The sequence below is a fragment of the Roseovarius sp. D0-M9 genome (assembly GCF_037083805.1).
Lineage (GTDB): Bacteria > Pseudomonadota > Alphaproteobacteria > Rhodobacterales > Rhodobacteraceae > Roseovarius.
In genome coordinates, this window is the sequence record NZ_JBAPKZ010000015.1 from 72,070 (window position 1) to 95,546 (window position 23,477).

A 23,477-nucleotide genomic window follows, 5' to 3' on the forward strand; every position below is an offset into this window, starting at 1 on the left:
CTGGCGCGGGCTTTTTCATGTCTGGTGTCCGACTCGTTTGGCTTTCGGCTGGATTGGCTTCCAGCCCTCCTCGGCGCCGGAGATCAGTCCAGGAACGCCTTTTCCACCACGTATTCGCGCGGCGCTGAGTTGGCACCCTCGCTCAGGCCGTATTCCTCGAAGAGCGCCTTGAGTTCGAGGTTGAAGGCCATGTTGCCGCAGATCATCGCGCGGTCCGTCTCGGGGCTGAGGGGCGGCACGCCCAGATCGGCGTAGACCTCGCCCGAGCGCATGAGATCGGTGATGCGGCCCATCTTGGGGCTCTCTTCGCGCGTGGTGGTGGGATAGTAGCGCAGCTTGGCGGCGAAATCCGTTCCGATCAGCTCTTCGAGCATCTCGTTTCCGCGAATATCCTCGATCAGCTGTGCGCCATACGTCAGCTCGCCCACCGTGCGGCAGGTATGGGTGACGATGACCTCCTCGTAGTCCTCGTAGGTTTGCGGATCGCGCAAGAGCGAGGCAAAGGGCGCAAACCCGGTGCCTGTGGCAAAGAGCCAGAGGCGCTTGCCTGGCAACAGCGCATCATGCACCAGCGTGCCGACGGGCTTGGGGCGCAGGATGATCTCGTCGCCGGGCTGGATATGTTGCAGCCGCGAGGTCAACGGGCCGTCCTCGACCTTGATCGAGTAAAACTCCAGTTCGTCATCCCACGACGGCGAAGCGATGGAATAGGCCCGCAACAGGGGCTTTTGCTTGCCCGTCACGGGATCGGGATCGCCCATCAGGCCGATCATCACGAACTCACCCGAGCGAAAGCGCAAGGAGACGGGCCGCGTGACACGGAAGGAAAACAGCCGGTCCGTCCAATGGGTGACCTGCGTGACGGTCTGCGCATCGGGCAGGGTGGGCGCGGCGCGCTGCGGGGTCTCTTGGGCGGTATCAGGCACGTGGGACATCTCGTTCATTATGCATTCTTCATCGGTGATTTGTACCGATGCCTTTCCTATAGTCCTTGAGGCGGATCAATTAAAGGCGGCGTTCAGCCGCGCAACCTGGCCTGGTAATCATGCGCACGCCAATCGGCGCGGAACATCCATTGGTCCTCGGGTTGGCGGGCGGCCAGCGCGTCGTCGATCTCGACCTCGTCAAAACCGCAGCGGCGCGCCATCGCATATTGATCGGCCAAGACATGCCCGCGCGCGCGCAGACGCCCGGTGTAGCCCATGAGGCGCAATTGACGCGCGATGGAAAAGCCACGCCCATCAGCCGAGCTGGGAAAATCGACGCGGATCAGCGCGATCTCGGGCAGGCGTCCGGCCAGTTCTGCCGGATCGAAGGAGGAGGCCAGATCAATGCCATATCCTGCCCTTGCATCCTCGAGCGCCGAGATGGGCAGGGTCCAGTCGTCGGGGCCAAAGCCCGCGTCGGTCACGATAACGCTCATGCGTTTTCTCCTTGTCTCACGATTTTTCCGTCCACGATGTGGATGCCGCATTCCGTCTTGTCCTGGCCCTTCCAGCGGCCCGCGCGCTCGTCCTCGCCTGCGGCGACGGGCGAGGTGCAGGGCATGCAGCCGATGGACGGGTATCCTTGCGCCACCAGCGGATGGCGCGGCAGGCGGTTTTCCTCGATGTAGGTGCGCGCATCGCCGGGCTGCCAATGGGCCAGCGGATTGACCTTGAGGCGGCCCTGATGCGTGCTGTTGGCCTCCTCGACCTCGAAGAACTCCAGATCCGCGCGCGCCGCGCCCTGATAGCGCTTGCGCCCGGTGATCCACCCGTCAAATCCGCTGAGCGCCCGGGCCAGAGGCACGGTCTTGCGCAGGGCGCAGCAGGCATCGGGATTGCTTTGGTGCAGCATCGCGGCCGGATCCTCGGCCTTGAGCTCGGCGGCGTCGGGGCGAATGACGCGCATGTCCTTCAGGCCCAGACGCTCGGCCAGCTCTTGCTGATAGACCAGCGTTTCGGGAAAAAGCATGCCGGTTTCGAGAAAGATCACCGGCGTCTCGCGGCGCGCCAGAGCGACCATATGCAAAAGCACGACCGATTCCGCGCCAAAGGACGACACCAGCGCCAGTTGCCCCACATCCGGGTCATGCAGCGCGCGCGCCAGCACGGCAATCGCCGAATGGTGGCGATAGGCCGCGTTCAGCGCATCCGCCCGCGCCTGCAGGTCGCTCATGGGCGTCTCATGCCGTGACATCGGCCTCGGCCTTTCTGCGGGGGCGGGCGGCCTCTGCCTCGCCGTAGAGCGCGGCTTTGAAGGGCGCCATGCCAAGGCGGCGATACGTGGCAAGGAACGTCTCGGAGGCATCATTGCGGTGCTCCAGATAGGCCAGCATGATCGTCTCGATCGCAGGCACGATGTCATCTGCCGAAAAACCCGGCCCGGTGCGGTCGCCCAACTGCGCATCCGTGCCGCCGTCGCCGCCGATGGTGATCTGGTAATTCTCGACGCCCGCCCGGTCGAGGCCGAGGATGCCGATATGTCCCACATGGTGATGCCCGCAAGCATTGATGCAGCCCGAGATCTTGATCTTCATCTCGCCAATTTCATGCTCGAGCTTGAGCGCGTCAAAGCGCGTGGCAATCTCCTGCGCGATGGGGATTGAACGGGCCGTCGCCAGCGCGCAGTAATCCATGCCGGGGCAGGCGATGATGTCGCTGATGAGGCCGATGTTGGCCGTCGCCAGCCGCGCCTCGCGCAGCGCCGCATGAAGGGCGGGCAGGTCCGACTGGTGAACATGCGGCAGGATCACGTTCTGCTCGTGGCTGATGCGCAGCTCGTCATGGCCATAGCGCTCGGCGAGGTCCGCCATGACGCGCATCTGGTCCGCACTGGCATCGCCCGGCGTCTCGCCATGCGCCTTGAGGCTGATGGACACGATGGCATAGCCGGGCGCGTGGTGCGCGGCCAGATTGGTGTCGGCCCAAGCGCGAAAGACGGGATCTTCTTCGCGCGCGGACGTATAGCCGTCGACCGGCGCATCGCGGAACTGTGGCGGCGCAAAATCGTCGCGGATGCTGCCCAAAAGCTGCTGATCGACGCCCGTGAACTGCGGGCGAATAAGCGCATAACGCGCGTCCACGCGGGCGCGAATGTCCTCGATCCCGTGCTCGTGCACGGTGATCTTGATGCGGGCCTTGTATTTGTTGTCGCGCCTCCCGATCGTGTTCCAGACGCTGACGATGGCCTCGATATAAGGCAGCAGGTCTTCTTCGGGCAGAAACTCGTGCAGCACCTTGCCGATCATCGGCGTGCGGCCAAGACCGCCACCGACCAGCACCTGATAGCCGATTTCCTCGCCGCGCCGGACGATGCGCAGGCCAATGTCATGGGCCAGCGTCACGGCGCGGTCCATCGGGCTGCCGGTGACGGCGACCTTGAACTTGCGTGGCAGGAACTGAAACTCGGGATGGTCGGTCGACCATTGGCGGATCAGCTCGGCGATGGGGCGCGGATCGGCGACCTCATCAGCGGCGGCGCCGGCAAAATGGTCGGCCGTCACGTTGCGGATCGTGTTGCCGCTGGTCTGGATCGCGTGCATCTGCACCTCGCCAAGCGCGTCGAGGATATCGGGCACATCGGCCAGCTTGGGCCAGTTGAACTGGATGTTCTGGCGCGTGGTGAAATGGCCATAGCCCTTGTCCCAACGCTCGGCGATCATGGCGAGCTGGCGCATTTGCGCACTGCTCAGCGTGCCGTAAGGGATCGCGACGCGCAGCATGTAGGCGTGCAGCTGAAGGTAGAGTCCGTTCATCAGGCGCAGCGGCTTGAACTCGTCCTCGGTCAGCGAGCCGTCGATACGCCGCGCGACCTGCGCGCGGAACTGGCGGTTGCGCTCGGCCACGAAGGCGGCGTCGAATTCTGAATAGGTATACATCTAGTGGGTCTCTGCCTGCTTGCCGTGGAAATAGTTCGAGGGGCCCGTGCGGCGAAACTCTTCGCGAAAGTGCGTGGGCTCCGGGCCGGTCTCGCCGGGGGCGACATCGGCCAGATAGACCCCGACGACCTCATCGACGCGGCCTTGGGCGGCGCGCAGGCGCAGATCTGCGCCCGCCTCATCGGTCAGCACCTCGGCCTCGGACAGGTGGCGCGTCCATGCGTCCGTTTCGGTCAGATAGACCACATCGCCCTCCATGAGGGCATTGGCGGTAACGACCTTGGGGGTGAATTCGCGGGGCATCAGGCGGTCTCCTCAAGCGGGAAAAGGGATGGTGCGGGCGCAATGCCCGGAATGATCTGGGGCGCGGTGCCTGCGGTATGGCAGTCCTTGATAAGGCGCGCATCGGGCGCCGCCTCGGTCAGGCAGATGGCATGCGTGCCTTGCGCGGCGGCCTCGGCCAGCGGCGCGGCGGTCTCGGGCAGGGGGCCAAAGATGGCCTCTCGGCGGGCCAGCTCCAGAATTTCGGGGGCGATGGACGCACCATGCAGCACCAGATCGGCCTCATGCAGGACGCGGCGCGTCTTCATCGGCAAAAGCTCAGGGTCGGCGCTGTTGATGATGGCGAAGGTGATGCGCCCCGCGCCAGCCTGCTGTGCCAGATGCTGAGCCAGCTGGGCCTCAAGCACCGCACCCAGATCAGCCTCGCCGCGCTCCAGCGCCTCGGGGCCGCTGCGAAAGAAGAACGCGCTCCAGAAGGCGCGGCGCGCACGGCCCATGGGCAGCACCTCGGCCATGCCGCGAAAGGCGCGCGCGGCCCGCGCAAGCGGCCCGAGCGTGGCAGGCAGCATCGCCTCGATATCGGCCTTGATGGCGCGCGCCAGCACGGGTGCGGTGCCTTCGGTGCCGATGGCGATGGTCACGGGATCGCGGTCGACCATGGCGGGCGTGATGAATTGACTGCCCTCCAGATTGTCCACGATATTGGTCAGCGCACCGTCGCGGCGCGCCAGCGCGGTGGTGCGCGCATCCTCTGCCGCATCCTCGTCCGCCGCGTAGAACAGCGCAGCGCACAGCGCGTCACCCGGCGCCATGCGGCGGCGGATCAAGGCAAGGCGGCCTTGGGCGGCCCACTCCACGATCTCGGGCGCGGGGACCGCAGCAAAGACCGTCAGGTGGGCCTGCGTCTTCATCAGCAGGCGCAACTTGGACAGCGCGGCGTCGCCGCCGCCCGACAACACGATGCGGCGCCCCTCTACGGCGATGAAGATCGGAAAATGTCGCAAGCTTTGTCCATTCCGTTTGACTTACCCTGATATATAGAAAATATTCCCACTATTGCGCCATGGGGGCGGACCAATAAGGACGTTTGTTCCATATCGGGTTCGGGTCCACGGCAATATTCCAAGGAACGGAGAAAACCGGAATGGCTGTTCGTCTCGATGAACTGGATCGGAAGATCCTTGGCGAGTTGCAGGCCGATGGCGGCCAATCGCTCGACGATATTGCCAAGTCGGTTGGCAGTTCCAAGACGCCGGTCTGGAACCGAATCCGCAAGATGCGCGAGGCGGGCGTGATCCGCCATCAGACCTATCTGCTGGATGCTGAGGCGCTGGGTTTCGAGGCCTGCTTTTTCGTTCTCATCCGCACGTCCGAACATGACGCTGAATGGCAGAAACTGTTTCTCAAAACCCTTCAGGGCCGGCCCGAGGTGCAGGAGGCGCACAGGCTGGCGGGCGACATCGACTACATTCTCAAGGTGCGCGTCGCCAACGCCCGCGCCTACGACACGTTCTATCAGGCGCTGATTTCAGAGGTGAAGGTGCATAACGTCACGGCGCTCTTGTCGATGGAAGAAATCAAATCGACCACCATCCTGCCACTATGACGCTTTAGCTTCGTCCGCCAAGGCGTTGATGATCGGAGAGAAATCATCAGCCTTGAGGCTGGCGCCGCCGACCAGCGCGCCATCCACGTTGGACACGGCAAAGATCTCGGCCGCGTTCGCGCCCTTGACCGAACCGCCGTAAAGCAGCCGGATCGAGCGGCCCCCCCCCGCGCCAAAGCGCCGCTCCAGCCGGGCACGGATGAAATCATGCACGTCGCCGATCTGCTCACTCGTGGGCGTGAGGCCGGTGCCGATGGCCCAGCACGGCTCGTAGGCGACGACGGTGTTCTCGCCGGTCGCCGTGTCGGGGATCGAGGCGGACAGCTGCCCGCCGATGATATCGAGCGTGTTCTGTGCCTCGCGCTGCTCCAGGCTTTCGCCGACGCATATGATGGCAACAAGGCCCGCCGCATGGGCGGCCTGAGCCTTGGCACGAACCAGATCCGACGTCTCGCCATGGTCTGCGCGCCGCTCGGAATGGCCCAGAATGACTGCGCTGGCGCCCGCATCGGCCAGCATGGGGGCCGAGGTGTCGCCGGTATGTGCGCCTGCATCCTCCGGGTGGCAATCCTGGGCGCCGATGGCCACGGCGCTGCCCGCGCAGGCCTCGGCCGCAGCGGCGACAAGGGGCAGGGGCGGACAGATCAACAGATCGACGGCGCACCCCTCATGGGCGGCCCGCAGCGTCTCCAGCATTGCCAGATCGGCGCGCAGCCCGTTCATCTTCCAATTGCCTGCCGCCAGTTTCCGCCGCATCTCACAGTCCTTCTAAAGCGCTTTACCGTTAACCTGAGGCATCAGCCAAAGGCGAAACGCGCGCAACGCCTATATATGGCTCTGCATTTCGCGAAACTCTGTGACTCAGGTTTTTCGCGAAACGCTTTAACGATGCCCATTCAGAGCATACCGCGCCCAATCGCAAGCGGTATCCGACTCGTCAAGGGTGTGTTCGGGTGGGGTATTGTCCGGATATCATGGGAAAAGTGCAAACCTAGCGCATCAGAGCGCGATTTATGACCTGCGGTATTAGGCGCAATCCCCATGCATAAGAGAGCGCGGGCAAGGACTCTGCTTGACTGTGAGAGTTTCACCCGTTCTGGCTGAGTGCGTCGTCGAACTTGATCGACTCGCCGCAGCCGCATGCCTCGGTCACATTGGGGTTATTGAACCGAAAGCCCGCTTCGAGCAAGTTGATCTCATAGTCGATTTCGGTGCCGAAGAGGAACATCTGCGCCATCGGCGCGATCATCACGCGCGCGCCGTTTTCCTCGACCACCTCGTCGTGGGGATCAACCTCGGTCACGTAGTCCATGGTGTATTCCATGCCTGCACAGCCGCCTTTCTTGACGCCGATGCGCAGGCCCTGATGGCCGTCCTTGGCCATGAGCCGGGCGATTTGCGTCGCCGCGCGGTCTGTAATCGTGACGGCCTGCTTGCCGGGAATTCCGAACATGGGTGACATCCTTTGCCTTGCAGCTTCAATCTAGGGGTTAAGGGCGAAAATCTCAAGCGGTGGCAAATAGGCGAGGGCGCGGCGCGTCGCCTCGGCGGTCAGAATGGCCCAGCCAAAGGAGGCGAGCGTGCCGATGATGACATATTCCGCCGTGCGCTGATCCCGCGTCGCGGTGCCAAAGCGCAGGATTGACTTGGCCGCGATCAGAAATCCCACGCCCAGCGGCTGACCCATAAGGATGAGCGCAAAGATCAAGCCCCGCTCCAGCAGGCCGATCTGGCGGCCCCCATCGCTCAAGCCGTTGTTTCGTATACGGTTGCCGTGCGGGCGCATCAGCAGTGCCACGGCATATTGGCCCGCGTTCAGCACAACGACAAGGCCCGACGCCAGCGCCATCAGCGGCAAGAGACCGGGCAGATCGGCCCATGCGCCAGTCGCCCAAAGGCCGGGTGCCAAGGCAGCGACGACAATCAGGGTCACCATATGCGCGGCCTGATCGGCGAGAAATCCGCGCAGATGATGAAACCCGCCCCGGATCTTGGCCATGTCGATCAGAACATGCGCCGCCGTAAGGCCAAGGAGCCAAGGGCTGGCCCATTGCCCCGTTGCGACCTGCGCCGCGAGCAGAACCAGCGCCCCATGCAGGAGCATCGCCCCAGCGCGGTGCTTTTGCGCGTTGATCCATGCGGTCTGCAAGACGAAATCCGCAAGAACATGGGCAAAGAAGAGCGCGGTGAAGGTCTCGATCATTCCGCATCCTCTATCAGACGCAGCGCCGCGTCCAGCGCCGGATATCCCGCCGCCCAAAGCGCTTGATTGACGGCTTGCCGGGTGATGCCAAGGCGCTTGGCCGCGTCGGCCCGGATCGGAGCGTCACGGGGCAGCATCACGGCCATCGTGCGGGCCTGTGCCGGGGTCCAGGCCGCGCTGACATGATCGGCCAGCCGCGTGACCGCATCCAGCGCGCCACCGGCTGCATGGGCCATGCCAGCGCCGCTTGGGAGCGCCTCGAGAAGGCGGCCGGACGCTGTGAAGGCCGGACCGTGAGCGGCGTTGGGATCACCCTCTGCGGGCAGCGTGCCCGGGCCGTTGGCTATGGCGATGCGGGTGGCATAAGCCTTGCCCAATGTGCGCAGGGCAGCGCGCAGCGTCAGCGCGTGGCGCAGCTCGTGGCCGTTATGACCCTCGCGCGCTTCGCCGATGGAGAGTGTGGGGATCGCGACCTGCCATCCGTCGCCCCCGCGCCGGGCAAACGCAGCCCCGCCGATGGTATCCGCAGAGGATGCGAGGGCCGATATGGCGGCGTCAAGCGCATCCGGCGCCAAGTCATCAGAGCCGATCAGATCGCCCGTCAGGACGGCATAGTTTTGCGCCATAGGTCACCTGCATCCAAATGACGCAAGCATATTAGCTTTCTATACGGAAAAGCAAGCTAATTCGCTTGCCTACATGAAGCCGAGTTCCAGCCGTGCCTCATCGCTCATCATGTCCATGCCCCAAGGCGGCTCCCAGACGAGCGAGACGTCGACTTGCTTGATCCCATCGAGCGGTTCGACCGCATCGGCGACCCATCCGGGCATCTCGCCCGCGACAGGGCATCCGGGGGCGGTCAGCGTCATGGTGATCTTGACCGCGTTCTCATCGTCGATGTCGATGGTGTAAATCAGGCCAAGGTCATAGATATTCACCGGAATTTCCGGGTCGAACACACTGCGGCACGCCTCGACGACGGCCTCATACTGCGGGTGCCCGGTAGAGGAGGGCGCGATCAGCGGGATGCCCTCGAAGGGCTGGGGATTCTCGGTCATGTCATATCCTGCAGCTTTGCCTGAGTGAATATATAGGGATTAGGCCGGGCCGCGTAAAGTGGCGCCTTGCCTCGCGGTGTCCAACGCGGCTCAGCTTCCCTTGCGCTTGCGAATGGGCGTCGGGCGCACACGCGCCTCGATCGTCTCGTAGAGTTTGCCGACGATATTCTTGGCTGTGGAGTTCTCGATGCCCTCGAAACCGGGGGAGGAGTTGACCTCAAGCACCTTGGGGCCTTTTTCGGCGCGCAGAAGATCAACTCCTGCCAGGTTGAGATCGAAGGCCCGCGCGGCGCGCAGGGCGGTGTCGCGCTCTTCCTTGGTGATCCGTACTGATTGGGCGCTGCCGCCCCGATGAAGGTTCGAGCGGAAATCACCATCGGCGCCCGTGCGCTTCATCGAGGCGACAACCTTGCCGCCGATCACGAGACAACGGATATCCTCGCCCGCGGCCTCCTTGACGAAATCCTGCACGAGGAAATTGGCCTTGAGCCCGCGAAAGGCGTCGATGACGCTCTCGGCAGCCTTTTTCGTCTCGGCCAGCACGACGCCCTTGCCTTGGGTCGACTCCAGAAGCTTGACGATCAGGGGCGCGGTGCCGACGAGGCCGATGATGTTGTCCGTGTCGCGCGGGCTGGCAGCGAAGGCGGTGTTGGGCATTCCGATCTTGGCGCGGGCCATGATCTGATGCGCGTGCAGCTTGTCACGGCTGGCGACGATGCCGGCGCTGCCATTGACGCAATAGGTGCCAATCGTCTCGAACTGGCGCAGGATGGCGGCGCCATAGGGCGTGATCGAGGCGCCGATGCGCGGAATCACGGCATCGAAACGGGGCAGGCGCTTGCCATCGTAGTGCACCTCGGGGGCCATCGCATTGATGGCCATGTAGCAGCGCGTGGTATCGACGACCTCGACGGTATGGCCACGCTTTTCGCCTTCTTCGACCAGGCGGCGGGTGCTGTAATTGTCCTCGCGGCTCAGCACGGCGATGCGCAGGGCGCGTTCGGGGGCCTCGCTGCGCATCTTGGCAGTCGTGTAGACGTCGTAGCTCAGCTCGGGTTGCAGAAAACGGTCGGTCGCCACGATCGAGATGTGATCCTTGAGCGCTTGGCGCCCCAGGAGCATGCGGCTCGCCATGCCGCCCCGATTGGTCAGGGTGATCTCTATGGGCCAGTCGTCGCCGCCAACGGCCAGCGGCGTCTCGATCACGAAGCGCGATTCGCTTTCTCCGTTGGAGGACGTCACCTCGCGGCGATCCACGATGACCGCCGAGCATGGGATGACCAGATCGTCACGTCCCGGAATCGGGTGCAGGGTAAAGCGCACCTTGGGCCGCGCGGCGGGGCCGAACGTCTCGATGTCGAAGGCATGAAGCGCTGAGGTGCGTGCGCCGGTGTCCACCTTGGCCCGCAGCGCGGGCACCCCCAGCTTGGGCAATCCGACCCATTCCTCCCATCCGAATTGCAGCGGTTCTGGCGGCTCGGAAGGGGACATACAGGGGAATCCTTTGATGGCTCAGCGTTATGCTGGCTCTAGATATCGCGATTCGCCGGAAGGTAAACCGTTTGCCGCAGACCCGTAACCCTTGGGCCCGCGATCGTGCATTTCCGCACCGCACCTTGGAACCCAATGCATCGGTGTCCCATTGCAGTCAGGGAATGGCGTTATCGGCCCTGATGACCTTTCCAAAGGCGCACGCCAATGGCTTTTGCAAAGCCGCTTGATGCGGTTTATGCAGCGCAAAACTTGCAGAGAGGCCACAGCCGATGACACAGCGGATCGCATTTCAGTTGGCGGCCACCGAGGGGCGCGCACGCACAGGCGTCATCCGCACACCGCGGGGGGACATCCGCACGCCTGCCTTCATGCCGGTGGGCACGGCGGCGACCGTCAAGGCGATGATGCCCGAAAGCGTGGCTGCGACGGGCGCGGATGTTCTGCTTGGCAACACCTATCATCTCATGCTGCGTCCCACGGCCGAGCGGATCGCGCGCCTCGGCGGGCTTCACGATTTCATGAACTGGCAGGGGCCGATCCTGACCGACAGTGGCGGCTTTCAGGTGATGAGCCTTGCGGACCTGCGCAAGCTGACCGAGGAGGGCGTCGCCTTTCGCAGCCACATTGACGGGTCGAAACACATGCTCAGCCCCGAGCGGTCGATGGAGATACAGGCGCTCTTGGGGAGCGATATCGTGATGTGCTTTGACGAATGTCCCGCGCTGCCCGCGACCGACAAGGCCGTGGCCCAGAGCATGGAGTTGTCGATGCGGTGGGCCAAACGCTCCAAGGAGGCGTTCGGCGACCGCCCCGGCCATGCGCTGTTCGGCATCCAGCAAGGCGGCGTGACCGAGGAGCTTCGCGGTATAAGCGCCGAGAAACTCGTGGAAATCGGATTTGACGGCTATGCCATTGGCGGCCTTGCCGTGGGCGAGGGGCAGGAGGCGATGTTCGGAGTGCTGGATTACGCGCCGGACATGCTGCCCAAGGACAAGCCGCGCTACCTGATGGGGGTGGGCAAGCCAGACGACATCGTCGGCGCGGTCGCGCGCGGCGTCGACATGATGGACTGCGTGCTGCCCTCGCGCTCTGGCCGGACCGGGCAGGCGTGGACGCGGCGCGGGCAGGTCAACATCAAGAACGCCCGCCACGCGGACGACCCGCGCCCCCTGGACGAGGCGTGCGGCTGCCCCGCCTGCCGCAACTACTCCCGCGCCTACCTGCACCATGTGTTTCGCGCGCAGGAGATGATTAGTGGGATGCTTCTGACATGGCACAATCTGCACTATTACCAGCAGATCATGGCCGGGATGCGCGAGGCCATCGCGGAAGGCACCTTTGGCGCATGGCAAGCCGAGTTCCACGCACTCCGCGCCGAGGGCGACATCGAGCCGCTTTAGCACCTCCAGTTGACGGCTAGATCAGCAGCCAAACACGGCAGCGCCTGACAATTCAGCTCAATTATCCACAATCACTGCGTAAACCGACCTGCGCCTGCCCAATTTTAGCACAAATTATCACGCCGAAGTCCTTGCCGACCGGGCGGCGCAGCGTCATTCTTGCGCGCAAGGTTGAAAGCAGCAGCAGACTGCCCCAAGTTAATTTAACAGACGGAGAGGGCATGGTCGCCGCCGGGCGGGGCCGGACCCTCTTGCCAAGAAAGGGCCGAATAGAAATTCGGACCGATGCATAAGGAAAGAGCATGAAAGAGCCCCTCAACTCCTCCTACCCGGTGCTGCCGCTGCGCGACATCGTCGTGTTTCCACACATGATCGTGCCGCTGTTCGTGGGTCGCGATAAATCCGTGCGCGCGTTGGAAGAGGTCATGTCGGACGACAAGCAGATCCTGCTGTCGAGCCAGATCGACCCCAGCGTCGATGACCCGGACGCCAAGGGAATTTACAAGGCGGGCGTTCTCGCGAATGTCCTGCAACTGCTGAAACTGCCCGATGGCACCGTCAAGGTGCTGGTCGAGGGCGTCGCGCGGGTGCGGATCACCGAATACATCGACAACGAAGATTTCTTCGAGGCGCGCGCCGAGTATCTGACCGAGATGCCGGGCGATGCCACGACGATCGAAGCGTTGCTGCGCAGTGTCACCACGGAATTCGAGCGCTACGCCAAGGTCAAGAAGAACGTCCCCGAAGAGGCCGTAACCGCCGTATCCGAGGCGGGCGACGCCGCCCGGCTGGCCGATCTGGTCTCTGGGCACCTGGGCATCGAAGTCGAGCAGAAGCAGGAGCTTCTGGAGACGCTCAGCGTCAGCGAGCGGCTGGAGAAGGTCTATGGCCTGATGCAGGGCGAAATGAGCGTCTTGCAGGTCGAGAAAAAGATCAAGACCCGCGTCAAATCCCAGATGGAGCGCACCCAGCGCGAATATTACCTGAATGAGCAGATGAAGGCTATTCAGAAGGAGCTGGGCGACGGCGAGGACGGCGAAGGCGAAGTCGCCGAACTGGAAAAACGCATCGAAGAGACCAAGCTGAGCAAGGAGGCCCGCGACAAGGCGGATGCCGAGTTGAAGAAGCTGAAGAACATGAGCCCGATGAGCGCCGAGGCGACCGTCGTGCGCAATTATCTCGACTGGATGCTGTCGATCCCGTGGGGCGTGAAAAGCCGCGTCAAAAAGGATCTGAGCCGGGCCGAAAAGGTACTGGACGACGATCACTATGGCCTCGAGAAGGTCAAGGAACGCATCGTCGAATATCTGGCAGTGCAACAACGCTCGAAAAAGCTGAAGGGGCCGATCATGTGCCTCGTCGGCCCTCCGGGCGTGGGCAAGACGTCGCTGGGTAAATCCGTGGCGCGGGCAACGGGACGCGAGTTCATCCGCATCTCGCTTGGCGGCGTGCGTGACGAAAGCGAGATTCGCGGTCACCGCCGGACCTACATCGGCTCCATGCCAGGCAAGATCATCCAGGCGCTGAAAAAGGCCAAGACGACCAACCCGCTGATCCTGCTTGATGAAATCGACAAGATGGGTCAGGATTTCCGGGGTGATCCCGCGTCGGCGATGCTTGAGGTGCTCGACCCGGAACAGAACGGCACGTTTGTCGATCACTATCTGGAGGTCGAATATGACCTTTCGAACGTGATGTTTCTGACCACGTCGAACAGCTACAACATGCCCGGCCCGCTCATGGACCGGATGGAGATCATCCCGCTGGCCGGCTATACCGAGGACGAAAAGCGCGAGATCGCCAAGCAGCATCTGCTGTCGAAACAGGTCAAGAACCATGGCCTGAAAAAGGGCGAGTTCGAGCTGACCGATGCGGCGCTGACCGACATCATCCGCTACTACACCCGCGAAGCGGGCGTGCGGAACCTTGAGCGCGAGATTGCCAAGGTGGCGCGCAAGGCGGTGACGCGGATCATCAAGAAGGAGTTCACATCGGTCACGGTGACGCCGGAAAATCTCAGTGAGTATCTGGGCGTGCGCAAGCACAAGTTCGGCCTTGCCGAAGATGCCGATCAGGTGGGTGTCGTCACAGGGCTGGCCTATACTTCGGTCGGTGGCGAGCTGTTGAACATCGAGGCGCTCCGCCTGCCGGGCAAGGGCCGGATGAAGACCACCGGCACGCTGGGCGATGTGATGAAGGAGTCGATCGACGCCGCGAATTCTTATGTTCGCTCGGTCGCACCCGCCATTGGCATCAAGCCGCCGCGGCTTGAGAAATGGGACATCCACGTCCACGTCCCCGAGGGCGCAACGCCCAAGGACGGGCCAAGTGCGGGCCTTGCGATGGTGACATCCATCGTGTCGGTTCTGACGGGCATTCCGGTGCGCAAGGACATCGCCATGACCGGCGAGGTGACGCTGCGCGGCAACGCGCTGCCGATCGGCGGGCTCAAGGAGAAACTGCTGGCGGCACTGCGCGGCGGGATAAAGACCGTGCTGATCCCGGCCGAGAACGAAAAGGATCTGACCGAGATCCCCGACAACGTCAAGGAAGGGCTGGAGATCGTGCCCGTGACCCATGTGCGTGACGTTCTGCGCCTTGCCCTGACACGCGCGCCTGAGCCCATCGAATGGGACGAGGCCGCCGAAGAGGCCGCAGCCGCCGAGGCCGCGCTCAAATCGGGGCCGGACGGGACCGGCGCGACCGCGCATTAGAGCGCAGGACGGCCGTAAAATCGAATTGGGGCGCCCGATCAGGGCGCCCCTTTTTCATTTATATCAATATATTAACAGTGCATCTCGCAGCACCAACCCTATCAGTTGGCGCTGATGAGAGCGGTGATGAAGACCAAAGCGGTCAAGCTGAGCGCTATGATTTCGGCCTGATTTTTGGATGAACTGGCCGTCTCGGCCTCGATCACCGCAGGCTCCATAACCGGCTCGCTGATGTTTCCGGCCGCAGCAGGCGCGGCCGCCATGGCCGCAATCAGAAAGGCCGCAAGGTGGATCTTTTTCATTTTTGTTCCCCCAAGTAATAATTATGCGCCGCGTGCCGTGACGCTTTGATATCCCGCGCGGGCCTCTGCTAAAGGGCCGCAAAAGCACAAGATTAATTTTCGCAGCATCCTGCCCCTGCGTCAAGTGCGGGGTTCAATGCGCTGATCCGGCTTCGACCAATGCCGCATCAGCCCGCCTTCTTGGCAGCGAGCCGTTCAATCAGACGCGCGTCCAGCGCCAGTCTTCTTCAGGTCTTGCAGGAGGGCGTGATAGGTCTTCTCGGCGCGCCGGATGCGAGCGGGGGGCAGCGCCGTGGTCTCGACCCGGATCAATGCCTCAAAGGCGAGGAAGAAGGGCAGGGCGCAGGTGCGCTCTGTAGTGTCCATCTCGAACGCGCGGGCAAAGGCGGCAAGGCACCCCGCATCGACGCCATACTGCGTGCGCCCCGATAGGCGCAGACGGCGGCGCCCCATATGCATGGCAAAGCGCGCGATATCCTTGGCCACGGGCATGCGCCGCGAGCCGCCGAGGTCAATTCCCGTCAGGCGCGCGCCATCTGCGATCAGATTGTTGGGATGATAATCGCCATGGCAAATCGCCGTGCGCCAGGGCGCGGCCTCGATTTCCGGGGCCAGACGCTCCATCTGCGTCAATATCTGACTTTCCAGTCGCTGCAATTGCTCAAAGGGTTGCTGGGCCGAGGCGCTGGCCGCGCGGGCGATCCACCGCTGCGGCCGCGCAGGCTCCCAAGCCTCGCTCAGCTTGGTTGTGGTGCGCAGCCATGCCGCCGCCGGGGGCAGGTAGGCGGCCCTTTCGGTCTCTTTCAGCTCATAGAGCAGCGTCATCAGCGGCGTGCCCCGCACCTCTTCCTGCACGATCACGCCGGATGCAGGTGCGGCGCAAATCGGCTCGGGGATGCGCAGATCGCCTTGCGACATATGCGGCCAAAGGCGCTGCATCTCGTCCCATTCGCGCTGCGCATCGCCTCTTTCGGCGTCCAGATGAACGCGAAAGATGGCGCTGCGCCCGTCGATCTGGCCCCGCAAAATGGCGCGCTTGCCTTTGACGTGGCGGATGAGGTCGCTTGGCACAGCGCCTGCAAGGCGCGGCTCTTCGCGCGCGGCCGTGGCCAAACGGGCCATGATCTGCTGCATGACGTCGAGATCGGGAAGGAGGGGCTGGCGGGCGCTCATCGCATCACTCAATCGCAGGGGCCGCCTGCGGTCAATCCGTCAATCACGCGCCTGCCGATTGAACCCCCCCGGCGGCGCGTCTATGGTGCAAAGACGCATCCCATGTGCACCCAAGTCCAGATCGAAAGGCCCCCTTATGAGCGATACACCCGTTGCCGACATGACGTTCGAACAGGCCATGGCCGAGCTGGAGCAGGTGGTGGGCCGCCTTGAGCGCGGCGATGTAGCGCTGGACGAATCCATTACCCTTTACGAGCGTGGGGCCGCGTTGAAAAAACGCTGCGATTCCAAGCTGAAAGAAGCCGAAGAGAAGGTTGCGGCAATCACCCTCGATGCCGAGGGCGAGCCGTCGGGGCTCAAGCCGGTCGAGGGGCTCTGATCCAGGTGGAGGCCGAAATCCGCCGCGCGCAAGAGCTTGTCGAAGCGCATCTGGAGCAGGTGCTGGCGCCCTTTGGCACGGGCGATGTTGCCGAGGCGATGCGCCATGCCACGCGCGGTGGCAAACGGCTGCGCGCCTGTCTTGTGCTGGCGTCCGCACGTCTTCACGGCATTGCCGAGACGGCGGCGATCTGGCCTGCGACGGCGATCGAGGCGATGCACGCCTACAGCCTCGTGCATGACGATCTGCCCTGCATGGATGACGATGACGCGCGCCGGGGCCAGCCCACAGTGCATGTCAAATGGGATGAGATGACCGCCGTTCTGACCGGCGACGCGCTGCAGGCGCTCGCGTTTGAACTGGCGGCGCATCCCAGTGTGGGCAGCGCCACTGTGCGCGCGGATCTGGCGCTGAGCCTTGCGCGCGCGGCAGGTGCGCAAGGCATGGTGCTGGGCCAGGCGCTCGACATGGCGGCCGAGCGTCCGGGCGCGGCGCTGGATCTTGCGCAGATCGGCGCGCTACAGGCCGGCAAGACCGGCGCGCTCTTCGAGTGGAGCGCGGCAGCAGGCGCGCGCATGGCAGGCGCGGACCCCGCGCCGCTGATCCGCTATGCCGCGGCAATGGGGCAGGCGTTTCAGATCCATGACGACGTGATCGACGTGACGGGCGACGCCGCTGCCGCAGGCAAGGCGGTGGGCAAGGATGCCGCCGCGGGCAAGGCGACCTTCGTATCGCTACTGGGTCTTCCCGGCGCGCGTGCGCGCGCGGCGGCGCTGGTTGACGATGCCGAGGACGCGCTATCTGTATATGCAGACGCGGCCGATCCCTTGCGGCGGATCGCCCGCTTCGCTATCTCGCGTGAAAGCTGACCTGAGGCCCCGGGGAGGGGCAGTGCCATGACGACCGATCCCGCCACCAATGCACCCAAGACGCCGCTTCTGGACGGCGTCAGCAGCCCATCCGACATGAAGCGGATGAGCAACGCAGAGCTTGGGCAGCTGGCGGATGAGCTGCGCGCCGAGACTATCCACTCGGTCTCGCAAACGGGCGGACACTTGGGCGCCGGGCTGGGCGTGGTGGAACTGACCGTTGCGCTCCATGCGGTGTTTGACGCGCCGCGAGACAAGATCATCTGGGATGTCAGCCACCAAAGCTATCCGCACAAGATCCTGACAGGGCGCCGCGACCGGATGAAGACGCTGCGCCAGAAGGATGGCATCAGCGGCTTTACCAAGCGCAGCGAGTCGCCCTATGATCCCTTTGGCGCGGCCCATTCCAGCACGTCGATCAGTGCCGCGCTCGGCTTTGCCGTGGCGCGCGATCTGGGCGGCGCCTGCGACACCGGGCATGGCGACGCGGTCGCCATCATCGGCGACGGCGCGATGAGTGCGGGCATGGCCTTTGAGGCGATGAACAACGCGGGCGCCCTGGGCAAGCGGATGTTCGTCATCCTCAACGACAACGAGATGTCCATTGCGCCGCCCGTTGGTGCGCTGTCGTCCTATCTGTCGCGCCTCTATGCCGAGCAGCCCTTTCAGGAGCTGAAGGCAGCCGCCAAGGGTGCCGTCTCGCTCTTGCCCGGCCCGTTTCAGCAGGGCGCGCGGCGAGCCAAGGAAATGCTCAAGGGGCTGGCCGTGGGCGGCACCCTCTTTGAAGAGCTTGGGTTCTCCTACCTTGGCCCGATCGACGGGCATGACATGGAGCAGCTCTTGCCGATCCTGCGCACCGTGCGACAGCGCGCAACGGGGCCGATGCTGATCCATGTGCTTACGAAAAAGGGCAAGGGCTATGCCCCCGCCGAAGGCGCAGACGATGGCGGGCACGCCACGGCGAAATTCGATGTGACCACCGGCAAGCAATCCAAGGCGCCCAGCAACGCACCCAGCTATACGGATGTTTTCGGGCGCGCCCTTGTCGATAACGCCAGCCGCGATGACCGCATCGTCGCGGTGACAGCCGCGATGCCGGGTGGCACGGGCCTTGGCCTGATGGCCGAGCGATATCCGTCGCGCACATTCGACGTCGGCATTGCCGAGCAACACGCCGTGACCTTTGCCGCCGCAATGGCCGCAGGCGGCCTGCGCCCCTTCTGCGCACTTTATTCGACGTTCTTGCAGCGCGGATACGATCAGGTCGTCCATGATGTGGCGATCCAGCGCCTGCCCGTGCGCTTTGCCATCGACCGTGCGGGATTGGTCGGTGCCGATGGCGCAACGCATGCGGGCAGCTACGATGTCGCCTTTCTCGCCAATCTTCCGGGTTTCGTCGTGATGGCCGCTGCCGATGAGGCGGAGCTGGTGCATATGGTTGCCACCGCCGCCGCGCATGACACCGGGCCGATCGCCTTCCGCTATCCGCGCGGCGAAGGTGAGGGCGTGACCATGCCTGAACGCGGCGAGGTTCTGGAGATCGGCAAGGGACGCATCATCGAGCAAGGCAGCCGCGCCGCAATCCTCAGCTTTGGCACCCGTCTGGGCGAGGTGCGCAAGGCGGCCGAGGCGCTGAGTGCGCGCGGCATCACGCCCACGGTGGCCGATGCGCGTTTTGCCAAGCCGCTGGACCGGGACATGATCCTGAGGCTGGCCGAGGATCACGAGGCGCTCATCACGGTCGAAGAGGGCGCTGTGGGCGGTTTTGGCAGCCATGTTGCGCAACTTCTGGCTGACGAGGGCGTGTTTGACCACGGGCTCAAGTTCCGCTCTATGGTGCTGCCTGACATCTTTATCGATCAGGCGAGCCCTCAGGATATGTACGAGGTCGCCGGCATGGACGCGCGCCAGATCGAGGCCAAGGTCCTGGATCTGCTGGGCGTTGCGCAGATCGCCGACAAGCGGGCCTGACTCACGCAGGTAAATTCCCTTTTCTTGCCGGCATTTGATCCTATGTTGCTAGGTATGACATTTTTTCGGATCCTCATCACCTGCCTGCTGATGGCACCTGCTGCAACTGCCCAGACGCTCGAAGGGCCGAACGGGCCGGTGCCTGTAACGCGCATGGCGGACGGGCTGACCGGCCCTTGGTCGTTTGGCTTTCTGCCTGACAGCACGGTGATCATCACTGAAAAACAGGGGCGGCTGTGGCATGTCACCGACGGCCAAAAGGTCGAGATCGGCGGCGTCGGGCCGATTGCCGAGGTCGGGCAGGGCGGCCTTCTGGACGTGCTCGTGCCGCGCGATTTTGCGCAATCGCGGCAGCTTTATTTCAGCCACGCGGTCACGCAAGGGGGCAGCGCCGGGACGGCGCTGGCGGTGGCGACACTGCCCGAGGGTGCCGATACGCTCGAGGATTGGCGCGTCATCTTCCAGATTACCGAGGGCTCTCAGGGCGGGCGGCATTTCGGCTCGCGCCTTGTAGAGGGCAGTGATGGCCTGATCTACATGACGGTGGGCGACCGGGGCGATCGCCCGTCTGCGCAGGATTTGGGCCGCGAGAATGGCAGCGTTCTGCGCCTCACGCGGGACGGCGCGCCTGCACCCGGTAATCCCTTCGCCGGGGACGCCGATGCGCAAGAGGCCATCTGGTCTTACGGGCATCGCAATCCCCAAGGCGCGGCGCTGGACCTGCAAGGCAATCTCTGGGTCAGCGAGCACGGCGCCAAGGGCGGCGATGAGGTGAACCGCGTCCAGAAAGCCGCGAATTTCGGCTGGCCTGAGATTTCATACGGCACGCATTACTCGGGCGAACCTTTCGAGGCGACTTCGAAGCCGGGGATGGAACAGCCCGAATTCTACTGGGATCCCAGCATCGCGCCCTCTGGGCTGATGATCTATTCTGGCGCGCTTTGGCCCGAATGGGAGGGCGATTTTTTCACCGGATCGCTCAAATTCGGCTTCATCTCGCGCCTTTCGGGCGATCCGATCGAAGAGGTGGAACGGCTGGAGGGGCCCGAGACGGAGCGCCTGCGCGATATTCGTGAAGGGCCGGACGGCGCCATCTGGTTTCTCAGCGAAGGGCAGGGCGCGCTCTATCGCATGGCGCCGTAACTGCCCACGCCTTGGCCTAGAGCACGTGGCGTGACGCATGCGAGCCGCGCTCGCGGTAGGGCGTCGTGTTGTAATGAGCGCGGTAGCACTTCGAGAAATGCGACGGCGAGGAAAAGCCGCAGGCCAGCGCCACGTTGATGACCGTCATGTCGGTCTGCATCAGCAGGTTGCGCGCCTTTTGCAGGCGCAGCTCCATATAATACCGCTTGGGCGAGCGGCTCAGATACCGCCGGAAGAGCCGCTCGAGCTGGCGGGTGGACATGCCCGCATCGCGCGCAAGCGTCGCGGGGCTGATTGGCTCTTCGATGTTGCCCTCCATCATCTGGATGACCTGGCTCAGCTTGGGGTGGCGCACACCGATGCGGGTGGGGACCGACAGGCGCTGCGTGTCCTGATCGGTGCGGATCGAGGAATAGATCAGCTGATCGGCGACGGCATTGGCCAGTTTTTCGTCATGGTCCTGCGCGATGAGGTTCAGCATGAGATCGATCGAGGATGTCCCCCCCGCCGTTGTCATGCGCGTGCCATCCACGGTGAAAACCGATTTCGTCAGGTTCACTTCGGGAAATTCTTCGGCGAAACTATCGTGGTTCTCCCAGTGGATCGTTGCGCGTTTGCCATCCAGAAGACCTGCGCGCGCCAGCAGATACGACGCAGTGCACAGCCCGCCCATCTTCAGCCCGCGCCGTGCCTCCCGGCGCAACCAGCTCAGCATCTTCTTGGTGGCAGCCTGCTGAATTTCGATCCCGCCGCAGAGCAGCACGGTGTCGTCTCGCCCAAGTTCGCTGAGCGGGCCATCAAGCTGAAACCGTGAGCCCGCAGAGCAGGCAATTACGTCTTCGCTGTCCCCGATCACCGACCATTCATAGAGCGCCCCACCAGCCATCCGATTGGCAATCCGCAAGCACTCGATGGCCGCAGAAAAGCTGAGCAGCGTGAAGTTGTCGACAAGGACAAAGACGTAGCGCCGGGGACCGGGGGGCGAACCCCGCGAATTTACGGAACCGCTTCTGCTTGGATCACTATGCATGGGCCGCCCTCTGATGGCGTTTCAGGTAAGCCGGGTTTTCACGAAAATGATACATTTGACAAGGGATAGGGCGCGAAATTGAGACGTTCGCGGCATTATTCGTGTGGCGCTGCGGTGTCGGCTTTGGTATGCAGCCGTTTCAGAATTGCCCTAGGCGGAGTGGATGTCATGGCTGAATGGACAAAATCCGACTGGCGCGCAAAACCGCGCGTTCAGATGCCCGAGTATACCGATGCGGAGGCGCTGGCAGGCGTCGAGGCAAAACTATCGCAGTTTCCGCCACTGGTCTTTGCGGGTGAGGCGCGCCGCCTCAAGGCACAGCTGGGCGCGGCCTCGCGTGGCGAGGCGTTCCTGTTGCAGGGCGGCGATTGCGCCGAGGCGTTCGAGCAGTTCAGCGCCGATGCGATCCGCGACACATTCAAGGTGATGCTGCAAATGGCAATGGTGCTGACCTTTGCCGCCAAGGTGCCCGTGGTCAAGGTGGGCCGCATGGCGGGCCAGTTCGCCAAGCCGCGCAGCGCCCCGACCGAGACGATCGACGGTGTCGAGCTGCCCAGCTACCGGGGTGACATCATCAATGAGCTGCCGTTCTCGGAAGGTGCGCGCATCCCTGACCCGGCCAAGATGCTTCAGGCCTACACGCAGTCGGCGGCCACGCTGAACCTGCTGCGTGCCTTCTCGAAGGGGGGCTATGCCGACATGAACAAGGTCCATAGCTGGACCTTGAGCTTTACCGAGGGCGAAAAGGCTGCGCGCTATCGCGAGATGGCGGCGCGGATCACAGATGCGCTTGATTTCATGCGTGCCGCCGGGATCAACAATGGCTCGACCGAAGCGTTGCAGACCGTGGATTTCTACACCAGCCACGAGTCGCTCTTGCTGGAATACGAGGAGGCGCTGACGCGTCTGGACAGCACGTCGGGCAACTGGCTGGCCGGATCGGGCCATATGATCTGGATCGGTGACCGCACACGCCAGCCGGATGGCGCGCATGTGAATTTCGCCAGCGGTGTGCAGAATCCCATCGGGCTGAAATGCGGTCCCAGCATGACCGAGGACGACCTAAAGGCGCTGCTGGCCAAGCTGAACCCTGCCAATGAGGCGGGCCGACTGACGCTGATCGCGCGTTTTGGCGCGGGCAAGGTGGCCGAGCATCTGCCGCGCCTCATCCGCACCGTGCGCGAGGCGGACGCGAATGTCGTCTGGGTTTGCGATCCGATGCACGGCAATACGGTCAAATCCGCGTCCGGTTACAAGACACGGCCCTTTGATGCGGTTCTGCGCGAGGTGCGCGAATTCTTTGCGGTGCACAAGGCTGAGGGGACCATCCCCGGCGGCGTGCATTTCGAAATGACCGGCCAGGACGTGACCGAGTGTATCGGCGGTGTTCAGGCCGTGACGGACGAGGATCTGAGCGATCGCTATCACACGGCCTGCGATCCGCGCCTCAATGCGTCGCAATCGCTCGAGCTTGCCTTCCTCGTCGCGGAAGAATTGTCGTCGCTGCACGCGGAGCGCCACGTCGAAGCGGTCTGAGCGCAAGTTCGATAAGATACCTGGAAAGAGGCGCGCAGTTTGATACTGCGCGCCTTTTTTCGTGAATCGCCTCACGACACCGAGATAGCCCCCTTTGACCTCCGTTGGCGTCTAGCTTGGGCATACCGCGCACAATATTTAAGCAGGCACGAGTGAGCCGTCCTGAATATGCGGCAACGCAGCGAAAAATTTGCATATGCAGCAAAAATGGATTACTGCAATGCGGCGGGGCATGGTTACTTTGAGAGGTAGCCAGTTCAGACGCGATACCTCCTCCCATCGCGAACCGGCTGCACCATCCGCGCGGGGCGGCTCCTCCCTCCTCGCCCGGTTAAAAAAGATAGGCTGCGCCCGATATCCTCCTCCCATCGGTGCGCAGCCGCTAAAAAAATAGTTCAACAGGGCAAGGCCGGGCGGTTTTACCGCTCGGCCTGTTCTGTTTCACAGCGTTTTGT

23 protein-coding genes are annotated in these 23,477 nt (G+C 63.5%); 8 read left to right on the top strand and 15 right to left on the bottom strand.

Annotation, left to right across the window (positions count from 1 at the left end):
- Positions 1-83: 83 nt before the first annotated feature.
- The 6 genes from V8352_RS11595 to V8352_RS11620 form a co-directional block, all read right to left on the bottom strand.
- Complete coding sequence (locus V8352_RS11595) at positions 84-944, bottom strand: ferredoxin--NADP reductase (RefSeq protein WP_336424450.1); 861 nt, start codon at positions 942-944, stop codon at positions 84-86.
- A gap of 74 nt (positions 945-1,018) precedes the next feature.
- Positions 1,019-1,423: a DUF934 domain-containing protein gene (locus V8352_RS11600; RefSeq protein ID WP_336424451.1), complete on the bottom strand. Its 405-nt coding sequence runs from the start codon at positions 1,421-1,423 to the stop codon at positions 1,019-1,021.
- On the bottom strand, positions 1,420-2,160 hold the full coding sequence (locus V8352_RS11605; RefSeq protein WP_336424452.1) for a phosphoadenylyl-sulfate reductase: 741 nt from the start codon (positions 2,158-2,160) through the stop codon (positions 1,420-1,422). Before V8352_RS11605 ends, V8352_RS11600 begins: the two co-directional genes overlap by 4 nt.
- A gap of 7 nt (positions 2,161-2,167) precedes the next feature.
- Positions 2,168-3,862: a nitrite/sulfite reductase gene (locus tag V8352_RS11610; protein WP_336424453.1), complete on the bottom strand. Its 1,695-nt coding sequence runs from the start codon at positions 3,860-3,862 to the stop codon at positions 2,168-2,170.
- Complete coding sequence (locus V8352_RS11615) at positions 3,863-4,165, bottom strand: DUF2849 domain-containing protein (RefSeq protein WP_336424454.1); 303 nt, start codon at positions 4,163-4,165, stop codon at positions 3,863-3,865. It lies immediately after the preceding gene.
- Positions 4,165-5,148, bottom strand: a complete 984-nt coding sequence (locus V8352_RS11620; protein WP_442971019.1) for an NAD(P)-dependent oxidoreductase — start codon at positions 5,146-5,148, stop codon at positions 4,165-4,167. Before V8352_RS11620 ends, V8352_RS11615 begins: the two co-directional genes overlap by 1 nt.
- A gap of 140 nt (positions 5,149-5,288) precedes the next feature.
- Between V8352_RS11620 and V8352_RS11625 the strand changes: the two genes are divergently transcribed.
- Positions 5,289-5,750 (top strand): Lrp/AsnC family transcriptional regulator, encoded by a 462-nt coding sequence (locus V8352_RS11625; RefSeq protein WP_336424455.1) that lies wholly within the window; start codon positions 5,289-5,291, stop codon positions 5,748-5,750.
- Here V8352_RS11625 and tpiA read toward each other — a convergent pair.
- The 6 genes from tpiA to rimK all read right to left on the bottom strand — a co-directional run bounded on the left by tpiA (position 5,745) and on the right by rimK (position 10,502).
- Positions 5,745-6,506: a triose-phosphate isomerase gene (tpiA, locus tag V8352_RS11630; RefSeq protein ID WP_336424456.1), complete on the bottom strand. Its 762-nt coding sequence runs from the start codon at positions 6,504-6,506 to the stop codon at positions 5,745-5,747. The genes V8352_RS11625 and tpiA overlap by 6 nt on opposite strands.
- A gap of 331 nt (positions 6,507-6,837) precedes the next feature.
- Positions 6,838-7,203, bottom strand: a complete 366-nt coding sequence (locus V8352_RS11635) for a HesB/IscA family protein (protein WP_336424457.1) — start codon at positions 7,201-7,203, stop codon at positions 6,838-6,840.
- A gap of 30 nt (positions 7,204-7,233) precedes the next feature.
- On the bottom strand, positions 7,234-7,953 hold the full coding sequence (locus tag V8352_RS11640; protein ID WP_336424458.1) for a DUF3307 domain-containing protein: 720 nt from the start codon (positions 7,951-7,953) through the stop codon (positions 7,234-7,236).
- The gene (locus V8352_RS11645; RefSeq protein WP_336424459.1) at positions 7,950-8,579 is read right to left on the bottom strand and encodes a MarR family transcriptional regulator; all 630 of its coding nucleotides are present in this window, start codon (positions 8,577-8,579) and stop codon (positions 7,950-7,952) included. The genes V8352_RS11640 and V8352_RS11645 overlap by 4 nt, the downstream gene beginning before the upstream one ends.
- A 69-nt stretch (positions 8,580-8,648) precedes the next feature.
- Positions 8,649-9,011: an SUF system Fe-S cluster assembly protein gene (locus V8352_RS11650; protein ID WP_336424460.1), complete on the bottom strand. Its 363-nt coding sequence runs from the start codon at positions 9,009-9,011 to the stop codon at positions 8,649-8,651.
- Between the two features lie 90 nt (positions 9,012-9,101).
- The gene (rimK, locus tag V8352_RS11655; RefSeq protein WP_336424461.1) at positions 9,102-10,502 is read right to left on the bottom strand and encodes a 30S ribosomal protein S6--L-glutamate ligase; all 1,401 of its coding nucleotides are present in this window, start codon (positions 10,500-10,502) and stop codon (positions 9,102-9,104) included.
- A gap of 272 nt (positions 10,503-10,774) precedes the next feature.
- Between rimK and tgt the strand changes: the two genes are divergently transcribed.
- Together tgt and lon are read left to right on the top strand one after the other, a co-directional pair.
- Positions 10,775-11,905: a tRNA guanosine(34) transglycosylase Tgt gene (gene tgt, locus V8352_RS11660; RefSeq protein ID WP_336424462.1), complete on the top strand. Its 1,131-nt coding sequence runs from the start codon at positions 10,775-10,777 to the stop codon at positions 11,903-11,905.
- 302 nt (positions 11,906-12,207) lie between these two features.
- Positions 12,208-14,619: an endopeptidase La gene (gene lon / locus V8352_RS11665; RefSeq protein WP_336424463.1), complete on the top strand. Its 2,412-nt coding sequence runs from the start codon at positions 12,208-12,210 to the stop codon at positions 14,617-14,619.
- Between the two features lie 101 nt (positions 14,620-14,720).
- On the opposite strand, the gene V8352_RS11670 is transcribed toward lon, so the two are convergent.
- Together V8352_RS11670 and V8352_RS11675 are read right to left on the bottom strand one after the other, a co-directional pair.
- Positions 14,721-14,921 (bottom strand): hypothetical protein, encoded by a 201-nt coding sequence (locus V8352_RS11670; RefSeq protein WP_336424464.1) that lies wholly within the window; start codon positions 14,919-14,921, stop codon positions 14,721-14,723.
- 195 nt (positions 14,922-15,116) lie between these two features.
- Positions 15,117-16,094, bottom strand: coding sequence for a phosphotransferase (locus V8352_RS11675; RefSeq protein WP_336424465.1), 978 nt, complete (start codon positions 16,092-16,094; stop codon positions 15,117-15,119).
- Positions 16,095-16,230: 136 nt separating this feature from the next.
- Between V8352_RS11675 and V8352_RS11680 the strand changes: the two genes are divergently transcribed.
- Genes V8352_RS11680 through V8352_RS11695 form a run of 4 tightly spaced genes read left to right on the top strand, consistent with a single transcriptional unit; the run spans position 16,231 to position 20,456 of the window.
- Positions 16,231-16,473 (top strand): exodeoxyribonuclease VII small subunit, encoded by a 243-nt coding sequence (locus tag V8352_RS11680; RefSeq protein ID WP_336424466.1) that lies wholly within the window; start codon positions 16,231-16,233, stop codon positions 16,471-16,473.
- 5 nt (positions 16,474-16,478) lie between these two features.
- Positions 16,479-17,342: a polyprenyl synthetase family protein gene (locus V8352_RS11685; protein ID WP_442971020.1), complete on the top strand. Its 864-nt coding sequence runs from the start codon at positions 16,479-16,481 to the stop codon at positions 17,340-17,342.
- 27 nt (positions 17,343-17,369) lie between these two features.
- Entirely contained in the window at positions 17,370-19,313 is a 1,944-nt protein-coding gene (dxs, locus tag V8352_RS11690) for a 1-deoxy-D-xylulose-5-phosphate synthase (protein WP_336424467.1), read from the top strand.
- Positions 19,314-19,367: 54 nt separating this feature from the next.
- A complete protein-coding gene (locus tag V8352_RS11695) occupies positions 19,368-20,456 on the top strand; it encodes a PQQ-dependent sugar dehydrogenase (RefSeq protein ID WP_336424468.1) in 1,089 nt (362 codons plus the stop codon).
- Between the two features lie 16 nt (positions 20,457-20,472).
- Here V8352_RS11695 and V8352_RS11700 read toward each other — a convergent pair whose 3' ends face one another.
- A complete protein-coding gene (locus V8352_RS11700) occupies positions 20,473-21,486 on the bottom strand; it encodes a GlxA family transcriptional regulator (RefSeq protein ID WP_336424469.1) in 1,014 nt (337 codons plus the stop codon).
- Between the two features lie 168 nt (positions 21,487-21,654).
- Between V8352_RS11700 and V8352_RS11705 the strand changes: the two genes are divergently transcribed.
- The gene (locus tag V8352_RS11705; protein WP_336424470.1) at positions 21,655-23,022 is read left to right on the top strand and encodes a class II 3-deoxy-7-phosphoheptulonate synthase; all 1,368 of its coding nucleotides are present in this window, start codon (positions 21,655-21,657) and stop codon (positions 23,020-23,022) included.
- Positions 23,023-23,477 lie beyond the last annotated feature (455 nt).

Excerpts from the sequence above, each read along its gene's own strand:
- V8352_RS11595 (WP_336424450.1), bottom strand. The coding sequence starts at position 944 with ATGAACGAGATGTCCCACGTGCCTGATACCGCCCAAGAGACCCCGCAG.
- V8352_RS11600 (WP_336424451.1), bottom strand. The coding sequence starts at position 1,423 with ATGAGCGTTATCGTGACCGACGCGGGCTTTGGCCCCGACGACTGGACC.
- V8352_RS11605 (WP_336424452.1), bottom strand. The coding sequence starts at position 2,160 with ATGAGCGACCTGCAGGCGCGGGCGGATGCGCTGAACGCGGCCTATCGC.
- V8352_RS11610 (WP_336424453.1), bottom strand. The coding sequence starts at position 3,862 with ATGTATACCTATTCAGAATTCGACGCCGCCTTCGTGGCCGAGCGCAAC.
- V8352_RS11615 (WP_336424454.1), bottom strand. The coding sequence starts at position 4,165 with ATGCCCCGCGAATTCACCCCCAAGGTCGTTACCGCCAATGCCCTCATG.
- V8352_RS11625 (WP_336424455.1), top strand. The coding sequence starts at position 5,289 with ATGGCTGTTCGTCTCGATGAACTGGATCGGAAGATCCTTGGCGAGTTG.
- tpiA (WP_336424456.1), bottom strand. The coding sequence starts at position 6,506 with ATGCGGCGGAAACTGGCGGCAGGCAATTGGAAGATGAACGGGCTGCGC.
- V8352_RS11635 (WP_336424457.1), bottom strand. The coding sequence starts at position 7,203 with ATGTTCGGAATTCCCGGCAAGCAGGCCGTCACGATTACAGACCGCGCG.
- V8352_RS11640 (WP_336424458.1), bottom strand. The coding sequence starts at position 7,953 with ATGATCGAGACCTTCACCGCGCTCTTCTTTGCCCATGTTCTTGCGGAT.
- V8352_RS11645 (WP_336424459.1), bottom strand. The coding sequence starts at position 8,579 with ATGGCGCAAAACTATGCCGTCCTGACGGGCGATCTGATCGGCTCTGAT.
- V8352_RS11650 (WP_336424460.1), bottom strand. The coding sequence starts at position 9,011 with ATGACCGAGAATCCCCAGCCCTTCGAGGGCATCCCGCTGATCGCGCCC.
- rimK (WP_336424461.1), bottom strand. The coding sequence starts at position 10,502 with ATGTCCCCTTCCGAGCCGCCAGAACCGCTGCAATTCGGATGGGAGGAA.
- tgt (WP_336424462.1), top strand. The coding sequence starts at position 10,775 with ATGACACAGCGGATCGCATTTCAGTTGGCGGCCACCGAGGGGCGCGCA.
- lon (WP_336424463.1), top strand. The coding sequence starts at position 12,208 with ATGAAAGAGCCCCTCAACTCCTCCTACCCGGTGCTGCCGCTGCGCGAC.
- V8352_RS11670 (WP_336424464.1), bottom strand. The coding sequence starts at position 14,921 with ATGAAAAAGATCCACCTTGCGGCCTTTCTGATTGCGGCCATGGCGGCC.
- V8352_RS11675 (WP_336424465.1), bottom strand. The coding sequence starts at position 16,094 with ATGAGCGCCCGCCAGCCCCTCCTTCCCGATCTCGACGTCATGCAGCAG.
- V8352_RS11680 (WP_336424466.1), top strand. The coding sequence starts at position 16,231 with ATGAGCGATACACCCGTTGCCGACATGACGTTCGAACAGGCCATGGCC.
- dxs (WP_336424467.1), top strand. The coding sequence starts at position 17,370 with ATGACGACCGATCCCGCCACCAATGCACCCAAGACGCCGCTTCTGGAC.
- V8352_RS11695 (WP_336424468.1), top strand. The coding sequence starts at position 19,368 with ATGACATTTTTTCGGATCCTCATCACCTGCCTGCTGATGGCACCTGCT.
- V8352_RS11700 (WP_336424469.1), bottom strand. The coding sequence starts at position 21,486 with ATGCATAGTGATCCAAGCAGAAGCGGTTCCGTAAATTCGCGGGGTTCG.
- V8352_RS11705 (WP_336424470.1), top strand. The coding sequence starts at position 21,655 with ATGGCTGAATGGACAAAATCCGACTGGCGCGCAAAACCGCGCGTTCAG.